Source organism: Anabaena sp. PCC 7108, assembly GCF_000332135.1.
Taxonomy (GTDB): Bacteria; Cyanobacteriota; Cyanobacteriia; order Cyanobacteriales; family Nostocaceae; genus Anabaena.
In genome coordinates this window covers 3,727,780-3,742,379 of the sequence record NZ_KB235896.1, presented here as the reverse complement: position 1 = coordinate 3,742,379, position 14,600 = coordinate 3,727,780, and the positions used below count along the sequence as shown (strand labels likewise).

Annotated in this window: 13 protein-coding genes and 1 CRISPR repeat array; of the genes, 6 read left to right on the top strand and 7 right to left on the bottom strand. The window is 37.7% G+C overall.

All coding sequences use genetic code 11. The annotated features are described in order from the left end of the window. Positions 1–90 precede the first annotated feature (90 nt). A complete protein-coding gene (locus tag ANA7108_RS0117650) occupies positions 91–1,275 on the bottom strand; it encodes a Gfo/Idh/MocA family protein (RefSeq protein ID WP_016952132.1) in 1,185 nt (394 codons plus the stop codon). Between the two features lie 72 nt (positions 1,276–1,347). Further along, on the bottom strand, positions 1,348–2,199 hold the full coding sequence (locus ANA7108_RS0117645; RefSeq protein WP_016952131.1) for an alpha/beta fold hydrolase: 852 nt from the start codon (positions 2,197–2,199) through the stop codon (positions 1,348–1,350). Positions 2,200–2,527: 328 nt separating this feature from the next. On the opposite strand from ANA7108_RS0117645, the gene ANA7108_RS0117640 reads away from it, so the two are divergent. Continuing rightward, complete coding sequence (locus ANA7108_RS0117640) at positions 2,528–3,949, top strand: aldehyde dehydrogenase family protein (RefSeq protein WP_026104270.1); 1,422 nt, start codon at positions 2,528–2,530, stop codon at positions 3,947–3,949. A gap of 341 nt (positions 3,950–4,290) precedes the next feature. On the opposite strand, the gene ANA7108_RS0117635 is transcribed toward ANA7108_RS0117640, so the two are convergent. Continuing rightward, on the bottom strand, positions 4,291–5,007 hold the full coding sequence (locus ANA7108_RS0117635) for a hypothetical protein (protein ID WP_237741524.1): 717 nt from the start codon (positions 5,005–5,007) through the stop codon (positions 4,291–4,293). A gap of 397 nt (positions 5,008–5,404) precedes the next feature. After that, positions 5,405–5,548, bottom strand: coding sequence for a hypothetical protein (locus ANA7108_RS30295; protein ID WP_016952128.1), 144 nt, complete (start codon positions 5,546–5,548; stop codon positions 5,405–5,407). Between the two features lie 289 nt (positions 5,549–5,837). Between ANA7108_RS30295 and hisS the strand changes: the two genes are divergently transcribed. Further along, entirely contained in the window at positions 5,838–7,226 is a 1,389-nt protein-coding gene (hisS, locus tag ANA7108_RS0117625) for a histidine--tRNA ligase (protein ID WP_016952127.1), read from the top strand. A gap of 549 nt (positions 7,227–7,775) precedes the next feature. On the opposite strand, the gene ANA7108_RS0117620 is transcribed toward hisS, so the two are convergent. Both ANA7108_RS0117620 and ald read right to left on the bottom strand, forming a co-directional pair. Next, positions 7,776–8,240, bottom strand: coding sequence for a hypothetical protein (locus ANA7108_RS0117620; protein ID WP_016952126.1), 465 nt, complete (start codon positions 8,238–8,240; stop codon positions 7,776–7,778). A 266-nt stretch (positions 8,241–8,506) separates the two neighbouring features. After that, positions 8,507–9,648: a CRISPR direct-repeat array (repeat unit 37 nt; unit sequence GTTTCAATCCCTAATAGGGAGTAATGAAAATTGCAAT). Positions 9,649–9,888: 240 nt separating this feature from the next. Beyond that, positions 9,889–10,980, bottom strand: coding sequence for an alanine dehydrogenase (gene ald / locus ANA7108_RS0117610; RefSeq protein ID WP_016952125.1), 1,092 nt, complete (start codon positions 10,978–10,980; stop codon positions 9,889–9,891). 403 nt (positions 10,981–11,383) lie between these two features. Between ald and ANA7108_RS30555 the strand changes: the two genes are divergently transcribed. The 3 genes from ANA7108_RS30555 to ANA7108_RS0117595 all read left to right on the top strand — a co-directional run bounded on the left by ANA7108_RS30555 (position 11,384) and on the right by ANA7108_RS0117595 (position 13,530). Further along, entirely contained in the window at positions 11,384–11,548 is a 165-nt protein-coding gene (locus ANA7108_RS30555; protein WP_016952124.1) for a CAB/ELIP/HLIP-like protein, read from the top strand. A gap of 580 nt (positions 11,549–12,128) precedes the next feature. Next, on the top strand, positions 12,129–12,431 hold the full coding sequence (locus tag ANA7108_RS0117600) for a hypothetical protein (protein ID WP_016952123.1): 303 nt from the start codon (positions 12,129–12,131) through the stop codon (positions 12,429–12,431). 103 nt (positions 12,432–12,534) lie between these two features. Continuing rightward, on the top strand, positions 12,535–13,530 hold the full coding sequence (locus ANA7108_RS0117595) for a WD40 repeat domain-containing protein (protein WP_016952122.1): 996 nt from the start codon (positions 12,535–12,537) through the stop codon (positions 13,528–13,530). Positions 13,531–13,535: 5 nt separating this feature from the next. Here the strand turns inward: ANA7108_RS0117595 and ANA7108_RS0117590 are convergent, their stop codons facing one another. Next, positions 13,536–13,997: a hypothetical protein gene (locus tag ANA7108_RS0117590; protein WP_016952121.1), complete on the bottom strand. Its 462-nt coding sequence runs from the start codon at positions 13,995–13,997 to the stop codon at positions 13,536–13,538. A 257-nt stretch (positions 13,998–14,254) separates the two neighbouring features. On the opposite strand from ANA7108_RS0117590, the gene ANA7108_RS0117585 reads away from it, so the two are divergent. After that, positions 14,255–14,578 (top strand): four helix bundle protein, encoded by a 324-nt coding sequence (locus tag ANA7108_RS0117585; RefSeq protein WP_016952120.1) that lies wholly within the window; start codon positions 14,255–14,257, stop codon positions 14,576–14,578. Positions 14,579–14,600: the final 22 nt, after the last annotated feature.

The following is a 14,600-nucleotide window of genomic DNA, read 5'->3' as shown; positions in this document are numbered from 1 at the left end:
TTTTAGTTGCAGAAATTTGGATAGCGAAGCGCTGCTGCAAGCAGTTCATCTTTTTTGTGGAGTTCTCTAAAAATGACTTCAGTAGGATATTCAGATCAAGGGTTGAATGGGGGGAAAAGTGGTTTGAATTTCCTTGTGATAGTTAAACTGCTGCGGATACTGAAGACATTCAATCAACTCAACTATGTGAAGTCCTAACTCACCAGAAAGTCGGTGAGGTTGGTCATTTTGGATTGAATCAAGCATATCTTGAGGTCCGCGAAAGAAATCGACAAATTTTCCAGACCCAGCTGGACGAAATGATTTGCCTTTGACCATTGGATACTTTTGATAGTAGCCCAATTTATCAGTTTTTATCTGCAACTTGTTGGCTACATACTCAACTTTGGACTTGACTCTTGTTAGCAGACGCTCTACAAATTGTTGATTTTCGTAATCATAATCTTTGTGAATTAAAACCGGTTCCTGGTCATTACGCAAATAAGGAACAAAGAGAACTCCATCATCACCTATGACTGTTAGAGATTTATCCCGGGGAGCAACTAATCCAGCTGTAACTCTGGCAACAACGCCGTCGTTGTACTCAATACAACCAACGGAAAAATCAGGTGCCATTTGATCAACCTGAATTCCTTTATCCGGTATTTGACAGGAAGAGAATGCTGTGACTTTTTGCGCTGGACCAAAAAAGGCGGCTAACCAGGCCAGAAAGTATCCTGCGTGTTCATAGGTACAACCGACCTCAAACTCATCTTTTGCCGGCCAACACGCCCCTGATTGGGTTTGCCATGACCAGGGTTGCATTTTAGGAGCAATCATTCCATCATCGAAGTTGGCATATACTAATCGCACTTTGCCAATAGCACCATCTCTGATAGCTTTCCAAACAGTTTGTGCTGTGTCACTTAACACATTACAGGGAGCGCAACCGAGGCGGACATTTTTTTCTTGAGCCATCTTAATTAGGAGACGAGCCTCGTTCATATCCATTCCCAAGGGCTTTTCTGTATAAACGTGTTTATTGGCATTAATTGCAGCAGCAGACACAGAGAAATGACTTCTGGGATTAGTTAGATTGAGGATCATTTCGACTGATGAATCCTCCAGAACTGCTTCTAAAGTCGGATAAGCATTGAGTGAGAAATACCGACAAAACTCATCGCGTCGATGGGGATTTTGGTCAAATGCTCCCTGTACAACAAAGTCAGGATGAGATTTGATGTTATTTAGATAGAAATCAGCAACGTAACCACATCCAATGATGGCAATTTTCATCTGTTTCAGAAGAATTTGTTAACTAACTTTCCACAATTTCTAAGAAGCTTAATCTGCTTTTGACTGTTTGCACTATTTAGATTCCGAACGACGGACAAAGGGTAATAGGTCTTGTAAAATCACTTGATGATAATGTTCTTGGGGATAATGTCCAACATTATTTAGTTTGATTATTTCACCATCTGGAACAGATTTTACAAAACTTTCGGCAGTGTCTACCGACAACCAAGGGTCAATCATTCCCCATTGTATTAAAATGGGTTTTTGCCATTCTTTAAATCCAGATTCTATGGACATCATTGCTTGTTCAAGCTGCAAATTACGAATTGTTGATAGCAAACCACGACCAGATGAAGAACTTTTCAAATAGGGTTTGCGATAAATATCCAAATCTTGATCTTCAATACGATAACGACTACCACTTTCTAAAGTTCTGTCAACTAATAAAGGGTCTTGAGTCATCATTTCTCCTGCTAAGGGTAAACCCATTTGTTTGATTTTCCAAGGTAATTTAGCAGAAGTGGAAATGGGCGTATTTAAAATAGCTATGTTGGCAATTTTTTCGGGGTGACGCAAGGCATATTGTAAGCCCACAGAGCCTAAAAATCCTTGTACAACTAAGGAAAAACGTTCTAATTCTACAGCTTTCACAAATCCTTCTAAAGCTGTAATAAACGCGTCGGGAGTATAAGCAAAATCCCGTTGTTCAGGTTTAGCAGAAAATCCGTAACCAATCCAATCTGGTGCGATCGCTCTTGTTCCTTGTGCGGCCAAAGCTGGTATGATGTTTCTCCAGCTATAACTTTGGGAAACTATACCGTGTAGCAATAACACGGGCAATAAATCACTTCTACCAATTGGTTCTGCTTCTCGATAAAACCATTCTAGAGAATCTACTTTAATCTGATGTTCTATAATTGACACGCTATTTTCCTATTTGGGAATGAAACAGCCTCGCACAAAAGGCGTAAGTCTAGCAATAAGTAGGGCTTGCTGAAAAAGTTATCTGTGAAGGCAGGGAACAGGGAACAGGGAACAGGGAAGAAGTTTTGGGAGATTTTACTTTTCGTTGTACTCTTCGAGAAGCCGCTTCGCGTCTACGGTTTTTTCCGTTCACCTACTTAGACCTCTTGTAAAAGGTACTTTTGTCGTCATGGTTAGGAAAAGGGTAAAGGGAAATTCTCGTCTTTCCTTTTTTCCTGAACTCTGCAAAAAGTTTATTCTATTTTGTCAAGCTACACAACAATTACCAATGACGAAACCCATAGAAGTCCGTAACCCCCGCACTGGAAAATTTGATTACGTCATTATCCCACCACCACCTAAGCTACTATCCCAGCAATGTCACCGTCTTCGCAGAGGACAAGTTCATTGGCACGAATTGGGTATTGAGGGGAGAATCGAAGCCTTACAACAGTGGAAACAAGCCATATTATCTGAACGCAAACAGCTAACGGACGCATTGGTAAATGATACAGGCAGATTATCGACATCAGAATTAGAGATTAACTCTTTTATTTCTAGTATTGATAGATGGTGTAATTTAGCCCCTCAGTTATTACAAGAAACTGCTAAAAATACATCTATTTCGTTTATAGCTTTACAACAAACTGCTGTTCCTTATTCTTTGGTAGGTGTAATTAGTCCTTGGAATTTTCCTCTTTTATTGTCTACAATTGATACAATTCCTGCTTTATTAGCTGGTTGTGCTGTGATAGTCAAACCCAGCGAAATTACGCCTCGGTTTGTAGCACCATTAGTAACTACACTTAATACTATTCCTATACTACGCGATGTGTTGAATTTTGTTGAAGGAGCGGGACAAACAGGAGCAGATTTAATTGAAGATGTGGATTTAATCTGTTTTACAGGCAGTATTGAAACTGGTCGTACAGTTGCAGAAGCCGCAGCTAGAAATTTTATTCCTGCGTTTTTAGAATTGGGAGGAAAAGACCCGGCTATTGTTTTAGAATCAGCAGATTTAGATTTAGCAACTTCAGCGATTTTATGGGGTTCTGTTGTAAATTCTGGTCAATCATGTTTATCAATAGAAAGAATTTATGTGGCTGAATCTATCTTTGAAGAATTTTATCATCAATTAATAACTAAAGCTGCTCGCTTACAATTAGCATATCCCAAATTAGAAAGCGGTGAAATTGGACCAATTATTTCTGAAAACCAAGCTGCAACTATTAATGAACATCTCCAAGATGCTATATCAAAAGGAGCTATAATTCATTGTGGTGGTAAAGTCGAAGAGTTAGGTGGTGGTTGGTGGTGTCGTCCTACAGTTATGACTGAGGTTAACCATTCAATGAAAGTTATGACTGAAGAAAGTTTTGGTCCGATAATGCCAGTGATGTCTTTTTCTACAGTAGAAGAGGCAATAGATTTGGCAAATGATTCTATTTATGGATTGAGTGCATCTGTATTTTCTGAAACACAAGAATTAGCATTAGCAGTTGCTAGACAAATAGATGTCGGTGCTATTAGTATTAATGATGCAGGATTAACATCAATGATGCACGAAGGAGAAAAAAATTCCTTTAAATTTTCTGGGTTAGGAGGTTCACGCATGGGTGCAGTAGCGTTAAAACGGTTTATGCGAAAAAAAGCTTTTTTGATTAAAACTAATACTAATAAAGACCCTTGGTGGTTTAATGATGGAGAGTAAGAAAAATAATAGGTTACAGAAGTCAAAAATAAAAATGTCAAGTTTGTTTTCAACTTAACCTAATGAGAGGTTAGTGAAGTTTTACTGTCTTCAAATGCAGATTTAGTTGACGACAAGACATTATACTAAACACGATTGGGATATGGACTTTTGTAAGATTACGAAAAACCTGGATATGTAGGGGTTTAGCAGTGCTAAACCCTTACCTATAGAATCAAATGATTAAGCCGTTTTGAGTATATATTTACTCACTTTTTTAAGGATAGTTTAAAAAATTTAGCCCCCAATTTATTGAAGTGTTGGAGGCTAAAACCTAAACTCAGGAGTATTGTTTTTTATGTTTACGCCTGAAACTTTTTTACCGCCATCTTTTTTTTCAGTTGATTCATGCCATAAAACATTCCACCGAATGCTAGCAAACTCATATTTGTGGAAAATCCAAAGGGAACAGGTGTGCCAGGGGTAGAAACGGTAATGTTGTTGAAACCTGCGGCGGAACTTCTATTATTGGTATTTTCATTCAAAGAGATCAATATTTCGTAATCTCCAGGTGTTAAAGAGTTTGCGGGAATAATGTCTCCTGTTTGGTTAGTTACAGAGCCATAACCAGGAATAGAGTCAGTCGTCACGAGAGTTCTCTGGAAAATTATTGCAGCATCATTAGCATTGGGATCAGTGTTTTGGATGACGATACTAAAACTATCAGCGTCATTAATAACTCCTGTGGCGTTACCCTGAAATGCCCAATTAAAGGTTACTGTGATCGGTTGATCAGCATCAGTTGAACTAATGGCAAAAGGAATTGAAGTAGCTGTACTATTATTGTTCCTAAGCGAGTCATTAGGTATGTTCGCATCGTTACTATTCGCACCCAAGAGCAGAAAATTACTTGTGAATAGACCTCCGAATCCGTTTGATGGAGCTTGCGTGTTGATTGCTATACCTGAAGACGCATTGTTATCACCTATACCTTGTGTAACGCTAAAATTCCCAGGAGCGAGTGTGAAATTAAGTGCTTGGGCTGATTCGGCTGAAAGAGTAATACCGGCAGCAGTCATAACCCCAGACAGAGTTATTGCCGTAGTAGCTAACTTTTGAAAGGCGGATTTAATCCTGTACTTCATGCGTCGTTATCCTCGTTGATTTGATATGGAACTTTATTTCTGATGTAAATAAAACAATCAGCTGATACAACTAACCAAATTTCTGTGTGAAAGTTTTCTCTTTTAAGCACGTTTTCGTTAAAAACTTTCTTTTAAGTAAGCCTGATCAAAAGAACTTTTTAAGAAATTCAAAACAGGTTTAATTACTTTTTGGTATCGCTTTACTGTGTAATATCAGTGATATTAAGTAAGTATCAATTATTTCTACCTGTTTTGTCAATATTCTACATCCAAATTTCACAAACCCTGAAGACGGATTGATAGTAAAGTATTGATGGTATTTGGTGGCTGTTTACGATTCCTGTTGATGATGATTAGTTGCAGGTAATAATAACGACTCAGGGAATGCCAGCCCTTCCTTACCTAATTTACTACTTGCTAACGGTGCTAATTCTTGCAGACCAGTATTTGAATTATTCAAATTGGTCACTTTCACAACTATCTGCTGTTTATCTGCTTGGTATTTTTTTATTCTGCATCAAAAAAATGAGAGTCTTAGTAACCTAGTTATATTAATTTACGGTTTTTTATTTGCTACTATATCCCTCAGTATAACTGCTAATTTAGAAAAACAGTTATAACAAGTAATAAATTTACTTAAACTTTATAAATGAATTGAGTATTTCCTAATTTCTGTTCTCAGAATAAATCTTGCCTGTAAATCCCCAAGTTGTTTAATGTAGGATTGCAATATATCCAAAATTTCGACTTGACAAGGTATAGGCATGACAAAAAGCGACAAAATAAACTTTTTTACCCCTAGCGGTTTTCCCGAATTTCTACCCAGCGAAAAGCGCTTAGAAGTATATTTACTTGATATAATTCGGCGTGTATTTGAAAGCTATGGTTTTACACCGATTGAAACCCCAGCAGTAGAACGGTTGGAAGTGCTGCAAGCGAAGGGAAATCAAGGTGATAACATAATATATGGAATTGAGCCTATTTTACCACCAAATCGCCAAGCCGAAAAGGATAAATCAGGGGAAACTGGTTCAGAAGCAAGGGCTTTAAAATTTGATCAAACTGTTCCCTTTGCGGCTTATATTGCGCGTCACTTAAATGAATTAAGTTTTCCTTTTGCTCGTTATCAAATGGATATGGTTTTTCGTGGTGAACGGGCAAAAGATGGACGTTTTCGGCAATTCCGTCAATGTGATATTGATGTGGTAGCTCGTGGTAAACTCAGTTTGTTATATGATGCCCAAATGCCTGCAATTATCACTGAAATATTTGAAGCAATTAATATTGGTGATTTTGTTATTCGCATCAATAACAGAAAAATTCTGACTGGTTTTTTTCAGTCAGTGGGAGTTGCAGAAAATCAAATTAAAGCCTGTATTGGTATTATTGATAATTTAGAGAAAATTGGGGAAGCTAAAGTTAAACAAGAGTTAGAAAAATCCGGTATTTCCCCAGAAAAAACTGAGAAAATTATCGAGTTTGTGAAAATTGATGGCATAGTTGATGATGTTTTAGATAAACTCAAACATCTAACAGAAAATTTACCAGAAGCTGAAGAATTTAATTTAGGAGTTAGTGAATTAGAAACCGTAATTAATGGAGTTAGAAATTTAGGAGTTTCTGAAAAACGTTTCTGTATTGATTTATCTATTGCCCGTGGTTTAAATTATTATACTGGCACGGTTTATGAAACTACTTTAATAGGACACGAAGCTTTGGGTAGTATCTGTTCTGGTGGCAGATATGAAGAATTAGTGGGGATGTTTTTAGGTGAGAAAATGCCTGGTGTGGGTATTTCTATTGGTTTAACTCGGTTAATTAGTCGGTTGTTAAAGGCGGGTATTCTTAATACCTTATCTGCCACACCTACCCAAGTTGTAGTAGTGAATATGCAAGAGGATTTAATGCCGGTTTATTTAAAGGTATCACAACAATTGCGTCAAGCCGGAATTAATGTTGTTACTAATTTTGAAAAACGTCCTTTGGGTAAACAATTTCAAGCCGCAGATAAACAAGGAATTCAATTTTGTGTAATTATTGGTGCTGATGAAGCCGCAGCGGAAAAATCATCTTTGAAGGATTTGAAATCAGGTGAACAGGTAGAAGTGGCTTTGGTGGATTTAGCCGCAGAAGTTAAACGTAGACTTGTTTAAGTTAAATTATACTCAAAACGGTTTAATCATTTAATTCTATAGATAGGGGTTTAGCACTGCTAAACCCCTACACATTCAGGTTTTTCGTAATCTTGCAAAAGTCCATGTTCTCACCGTGTTTAGTATAGAGGTAGATGCGGGGTGAGACACCTGATGGGGTTAACACTGCACCCGGATATTACAGTATGGGCGATATAATGATTGTGATTGATTCCTTTGGCTAGGTATCAATTCATTAGAGCGATCGCACATCTATTAAGAACGGAACTGCGATCGCTTCTTTTATTGAATTACCCAACAAATGCTTATAAATCACGACTTATGCAACTGGCACATTGGTAAGGTGTGTCAGATATCAAAAATCTGTTTATTTACCAGATTTATGGAGTCTGACGCACCCTACAATCACCCTACAATCACCCTACAATAGATTTTTGGTGTGACACTTGCGTAAGTCTTATAAATGTTGGGTTATGCCTACGGTACGCTATGCGTTCCTTGAATTAACCTACATTTAAGTTTCTTAACTGAAGCCCTAATTACAAGGTTTTAATTTTTATCAATATTTAATCGATTAATTTCTCGACATTTTTCTTCAGCGGCTTGATAAGCTATCAAATATTCATGATCACCTAACATGACATCACCATAATATTCATAAGGTGCTTTACCATAAATTGGCAAAGGATCATCTTCTGGATAATCTTCTTTTGATTCTTCAATTATGGCTTTTAGTTTTTTAATAGTCAGACTTTGAGCCGGAAAATACCAAATATTTTCAGGATTTCTTTGCAGATAAGGAAAAGTGGGGTCAATAATAATATCACCTAACTCAATCCAACCATGTTCAACTGGTTTATATGGCTGACCAGTTAATACTAAAAAACCTTGAACATACCTTGAATCCTCAGTTACTAAGGCTGCTTTATAAGCATTTTCAAAGGGCTTTTTAGCTTTACTTTTGATGCTTTCTGCTATTTGAGTTGATAGTGTTGGATCTAATGATTTATTCATGGATGACTTGATCCTCTATGAAATACCTGCAATTATTTCCATAATCTCTTAATTTCTGTATTTATTCCAATTTTGTGTAACAGGATATTCTGCGCTTATAAGTTGCAATTAATATAGATTAAGTTAGTTAAAATATATTATATTTTGTATGCTTTGCGCTTAGTTAAACCGTTGCATCGTCGAGAATTTCTCTCTTGTAATACTAATTTTGTATGATAGCTTGCGTGGTAGCTATGCCATTAAAAAAATTATTCATAAACATAGCTGTTTCAATCCCTAATAGGGAGTAATGAAAATTGCAATATGCAAATAGAATCCGTCATGAATTCTCAAGAGTTTCAATCCCTAATAGGGAGTAATGAAAATTGCAATAAAGATAAATTACCTCCAAAATCTCCAACCATAAGTTTCAATCCCTAATAGGGAGTAATGAAAATTGCAATTTGTCCTTTCTGGATTCCTGGTTATGAGTCTGGATGCGTTTCAATCCCTAATAGGGAGTAATGAAAATTGCAATTACTTGAGGATTTAGTAGAAGGATTATTAGATGATTAGTTGTTTCAATCCCTAATAGGGAGTAATGAAAATTGCAATTTAGCTATTTCTGATCCAGGACTAACTACACCAATTGTTTCAATCCCTAATAGGGAGTAATGAAAATTGCAATGAATTTTTCGCTCTAGAAAAATTTGGATTGTAGTTTGTGTTTCAATCCCTAATAGGGAGTAATGAAAATTGCAATAATTTGAATTTGAGCAAGAACAAGCCAAAATTGCAGTTTCAATCCCTAATAGGGAGTAATGAAAATTGCAATTTTGCCGTTCCAAGCTTCATATAATGCCGTAGTTTCAGTTTCAATCCCTAATAGGGAGTAATGAAAATTGCAATAGTAGTAAAAGTGTCTCAAGTGCGATCGCAGCGTTTCAATCCCTAATAGGGAGTAATGAAAATTGCAATACCTAGCAAGCATTTCGTCAATCTCATCTCGATTGGTGGCGTTTCAATCCCTAATAGGGAGTAATGAAAATTGCAATAACTAATAGATATCTTTTTGATGAGTCCTGAAACATCGGAGTTTCAATCCCTAATAGGGAGTAATGAAAATTGCAATTGCGTAGCTTAACTTACCTACCCAAATAATCAAAGAGTTTCAATCCCTAATAGGGAGTAATGAAAATTGCAATGATACTGGTGAATTATTTGATTCTTTGGTAATTGCACAGGTTTCAATCCCTAATAGGGAGTAATGAAAATTGCAATCCTCCGGGGTTGGTAGGCACAGAATGTAAATGCAGCTATGTTTCAATCCCTAATAGGGAGTAATGAAAATTGCAATTTGTTCTGCCCATCAATAGTAATGATGGTTAAATAGTTTCAATCCCTAATAGGGAGTAATGAAAATTGCAATAGCGGGAAGCTGAAAGCCTTTGTGTATTTGGTTTTCAAGGTTCGATTGCGCGAGCATGGTCATCATAGTCCATTCCAGGAATTGTGTCAAGAACAAAAAACGCTGAAACCCAGTCAGTGTAAGGTGCGCGGATGGTTCATCAACATTAATAGCCGCAAAGCCAAGCCCATCAAGAGATACAGCCATTATTTGACAACATCTAAATTTTACACCCACCCATCCGCGCAAAAAAGCTGACGATTAACTGACCAAATCAGGAAAAACCTCTTGTACAGCCGGATGTACCAAACGGCCATTCTGCACATTTAAACCCTTAGCCAAAGCTGGATTCACATCCAAAGCCTTAATTCCCAAATTAGCTAACTGTGCAACATAAGGTAAAGTACTGTTATTGAGTGCTTGAGTTGCTGTCCAAGGTACTGCCCCTGGCATATTAGGAACACCATAATGTACCACTCCCTCATCAATATATACTGGATTGGTGTGAGATGTAGCGTGTAATGTTTCTACACATCCACCTTGGTCAACAGCAACATCCACAATTACCGAACCAGCGTGCATTTGTTTAACTAACTCGCGGGATACTAAAGTTGGAGCTTTCCGTCCCAAGACAAGAACTGCACCAATGAGTAAATCAGCTTCCTTAACTGCGGCTTCAATATGAGCAGAATTGCTGTAAAGTAATTCAACTCTAGAACCAAAAAGAGTTTCTAAATAAGATAGACGTTCAACACTGACATCAAGAATTTGTACAGTCGCACCCATACCTACAGCAATTCTAGCCGCTTCTGTACCAACAACACCACCACCTAAAATCACCACCTTGCCCGGTTTGACACCAGGAACGCCCCCCAAAAGTACACCCTTGCCACCTTGTTGACGTTCTAGGAACCTGGCTCCAAATTGTACAGCTAACCGACCTGCAATAATACTCATGGGGGTAAGCAGAGGCAGTTTATTCGCACCAGGTTGTTCTACAGTTTCGTAAGCGATCGCACAAATGCCACAATCAATTAAATGTTCTGTTAATTTACGATCTGCGGCTAAATGCAAATAAGTAAATAATAATTGTCCTTTTTGCAGAAATTTATACTCACTCACCAAAGGTTCCTTGACCTTAACGACTAGTTCCCGATTCCAAACAGATTCCTGTGTAGAGACAATTTCCGCTCCTGCCACACTATAGTCTTCATCTGTAAATCCCGCACCAATACCAGCTTCAGATTGAACAAACACATGATGTCCATTTTCCCGTAGTACTCTCACACTAGAAGGACTTAAACCGACACGAAACTCTTGATCTTTAGTTTCCTTAGGAACGCCGATTTCCATTTATAGCCTCTGATATTTTTTTGTTTCACTTTAGCCTGCCAGTATCTATATCGCTAGTTCCGTATTCACTAATTCAAAATGCCAAAATAAAACTAAAAAATTAGTAAAATTACCTCACATACACTAATACCTTCTCCAAATTGAAAAAAGTCTTGATGAGTAGGTTGGGTTGTTCGTGTCAGCGTTGCGAAGCAATAGCATCAAACCCAACACTTGTAAGCATTTGTCGGGTTGCGCTGTCGCTTAACCCAACCTACCAAAAATGGACAAGGTATTGATAGACAGTTAGCAATTGTTTTTTGACAACATCTTGACTAATCCGCCAGTCTTATTAAAATAGACAAAGAATAATTACAAACTGTAAAGTTTCATTCTCAGTTCATAAAAAAGGAATTTTTTGACCATGACACAACCCACCGTTACACCAAAACTAGAAGAACCAAAACTAGGCTTTAATGAATATGCCGAGCGTTTAAATGGTCGGGCAGCAATGATTGGCTTCATCCTGATGGTACTAATTGAATACCTCACAAATCAAGGTGTATTATCTTGGCTAGGTTTGAAGTAGTTCTAGCCGAACATCAAAAGCTTGCGATCATCAACTAGAGGACTTACGCAAAAAACCCTCAAACACTTAATTTCCCCCTGTCCTCTGCGTCCCCTGCGGTTTGATATTCAGTATTCTGTGACTCATGCGTAAGTCCTAAACTAGTAACTAAAACTAGTAACTAAAAAAATCCTAACCAGTTGGAACTTCCATCTGGTTATATGTGTCCTATACAGTTGTAAGCTTTGCTGATTCCTAGAAAAAAAATACTTAGGCAAAATAATTTAGACATTCTTGAACAGGAATAAAATCGCTCTATTCTGTTACTGTTGACCCTTCCCTAGCTAGATAATTTATTTGGCAGGAAATTATAATGTTATTAGCTGGAATAGTGTATTGATTCACCCTGATGTAAATGCTAGTTTAAATATTTTAACAACAGTAGTCCCAACAGCGTTTAGTCTAGGGATAGGGGGCGTTATAGTTCGTCCTGTGGGGATTATTCCCGGCTAACAAATAGCATGAGATCAAATTTTATGCCTTTTGGAACTATTGTAGATAAAACTTACATAGAAATTTAACGGGAAACAAACAAGCTGTGATGAATGCTGTACTACCTCGTTTTTTGAAGTCAGCCTACCGGAAAGAACCTATAATCAGTGCTTTAACGACAATGGGAGTCGTAGACGCGCTAATTGGTGGCTTAGATGATAGCTGGTCGTTATTTGCTTTTGGCTTAGGAACAGCAGGAATAGCCCTGGCCTTGAAGGTATGGGTGAGACAACAGCGTCCCCCTTTACCAGAGGAGCCTGTAGTGCAACATTATTTACCTTCTCAGTCCTCTAGTCCACCTTTACCAGTACTGACGGTTGCTAAGAAAAAACCACCCAAGAAAGACTATTAAGTGGTGAGTGTTTATTTGATTGAAGAAGTGAGGCAAACTGGTGGTAAGTAAGGCCAAAAGCAGAGGAAATGTTGTTATTTGCCTAAAGATAATTTCGGCATTTATGGCAGCTTTTGCCTTAGCAATTTATATTGGGCAGGATTTTTATATTCATCCTGCTCATGCTGCTAACGAAGTCATACCCAACTCCTCAGATAGTAAAAGTTTTGCCAATCCCCGACTGCTTCATACTTTAAAAGGACATACAGGAACTGTTAAATCTTTAACCTTTAGTCCCAATAGTAAACTTCTGGTCAGTGGTGGCGCAGAAAATGAGGGAATAATATACTTCTGGAATCTGAGAAATGGCAAAAAAGTAGGTACGATTAACAGAGCGCATCAAACATCTGTGAATGCCGTCTTAATTACACCAGATGGTAAAACCCTTGTCAGTTGTGGTAGTGACTACAAAATTAACCTGTGGAATCTCAGAACTCTGGCGTTTAGTCGCTCCTTTGTAGAACACACAGCCCAAGTTTTATCTTTGGTGGCTTCCTCTGATAGTAAAGTTCTCGTCAGTGGTGGTTTAGATGGAATTCGCTTGTGGGATTTGCCCCAACAACGTCCACTAGCTACTTTAGTCCGCTTTGATAATGAAATTTACACCTTAGCCATTAGTCCTGATGGACAGACTTTAGCTAGTGGTGATAATAAAGGTGTAGTGAAACTGTGGAATTTGAGTAACGGGAAATTAATCCAGCAGTTAAAAGCACATTCGCAACTAGTTACTGCTCTAGCTTTTACAGCTAACGGAGAAAGATTGGTTAGTTCCAGCCGGGATAAAACGATTAAAATTTGGGATGTTAAAACAGGAGAGACTGTATATACCCTAACTGGACATAATAGCTGGGTAAATGCGATCGCAGTCAACCCAGATGGACAAACCTTAGCCAGTGCTGGCAAAGATGGCATAAAATTATGGGATTTAACAACAGGTGAATTAAAAGACACACTCAATGGTCATAGTGACTGGGTAAGTGCGATCGCTTTTAGTGCCGATGGAAAAATGCTGGCCAGTGGTGGATTTGACGATAAAATTAATATTTGGCTGGCTCAGTAATTTTACTACATCTCAAAAGTATTTTGTTGTGCTAAAAACCTGGCATAACAACCTAAAGTAATGACGGTAAAACAGACAGTTATTGGCATAATTATATGCATTAACTGTGCTAATAAATCTAATTGATTCCAATTACGCCCCATCCAGTTGCTCAAGAAGATATGAAATAGCACCCAAAAGAAAATGCCAACAGGAGTAAGCATCGCTAATAATCTAGCTGTTCTTGCTGCCCTGTGATAGTGTAGCAATCTCAAGGACAGCCAACATCCCAATACTTGTCCAACCCACCAGCCAAAAATAAAACTGAGAAAAGGGGGTATAAATCCGTCTAGAGTGGCATTGGGCATAAATATTTTCACATAACCCACACCTAAAAAATAACCTGGATACATCAGTAGGAAAGTACCTATTAAACTACCTATAGCTGCGGCTAGATATCCGCCTTTTTTATACTGTGGCAAAGACATAATTTTAATTCAGGCTTAAATATTTTTACACTATAGAAATTCAAAATTAATCAACATATTTCCGCAAATGTGGCTTACAGCACTTCCCGGTGTTATGAGGTACAAGCACCCCACCCCCAACCCCCCTCACAGGGGTAGGTTTTTTACATAGAGATTTATAATGGAGAAAGACAAGGTAGACAAGGAAGGAAAGTGGACAAGGAAGAATTAAAACCCATGAAGATTTAGTTATCTATCAAAAAGCGTTTAATGCAGCGATGACAATTTTTGAATTATCAAAACAGTTTCCTGTAGAAGAAAGATATTCTCTGACTGACCAAATACGCCGTTCTTCTCGTTCAGTATGTGCGAATTTTGCAGAGGCATGGAGAAAAAGAAGGTATCAAGCCTCATTTATAGCTAAATTAAATGATTGTGAATCGGAAGCAGCAGAAACCCAAGTGTGGCTAAAATTTGCAGTGAAATGTCAATATATTTCCGTAGAGGAAGGAAGAGATTTATATAGTACATACAATCAAGTTTTAAGTGGATTAGTAAAAATGATTAATCATCCAGAAAGTTGGTTAATGGGTAACAATTGAGTATTGTTCTCAATGGGAAATG